General features: G+C 28.8%; 1 protein-coding gene. It reads left to right on the top strand.

From position 1 onward, the window contains the following. Window positions 1-199: 199 nt before the first annotated feature. On the top strand, window positions 200-781 hold a 582-nt coding region (gene spo0A / locus KPL38_RS19410; protein ID WP_376769051.1), incomplete at its 3' end, for a sporulation transcription factor Spo0A.

Below are 781 nucleotides of genomic sequence, written 5' to 3'. Positions count from 1 at the left end.
GGAATGAATAAATATAAAGAATATTTTCATGTTTAGCATTACTAATAAAATATTGTTTTGATTTTAAGGTATTAATTTTATAGGCTACGCCTTAAAGAATTTTGTACAGATGCATTTGAAAAATATTTAAAGGTACTGTTTTTAATAAAAATCCAGTAAAAAAGCTCTGAAAATAAATGTAGGCCTTTTGTAATACATTGTGCGGAGTATAAGTTATATAATAGTTGCATCAGCAATTGGTCAAGAGAAAATAACACAAAGAGCTATAACGCTCGGTGCAGATTATTATATTTTAAAACCTTTTGACATGGATATGCTTGTTAAAAGAATAAGACAAATGTTAAATAAGACGATTGGTAATGATGATGTAAAAAAGAGACTTACTTATCTTGATGATACTGAAATTAAAACCAATAAAAGTCGATCAGTTGATATGATTGCTCAAATAACTAATATTATGCATAAAATTGGGGTACCTCCACATATAAAAGGTTATCTGTATTTAAGAGAAGCAATAAACAGGGTAGTGAGTGATCCTGAACTTATATCAGCAATTACAAAAGAATTATATCCATCAATAGGTAAAGAATTCAATACTACTGCAAGTAGGGTAGAAAGAGCAATGAGACATGCGATAGATGTTGCCTGGAGTAAAGGACAAGTAGACGTTATTAATAAGATTTTTGGTTATACTATAAACAATGAAAAAGGCAGACCTACAAATTCAGAATTTATAGCAATGATTGCTGATAAGTTAAGATTAGAAAATAGGGTTTCAAAG

Origin of the sequence: Clostridium psychrophilum (assembly GCF_018861705.1) — a bacterium.
Lineage (GTDB): Bacteria > Bacillota > Clostridia > Clostridiales > Clostridiaceae > Clostridium_AD > Clostridium_AD psychrophilum.
The sequence above is the reverse complement of the archived record's forward strand: the minus strand, read 5'-3'. Positions and strand labels throughout refer to the sequence as shown.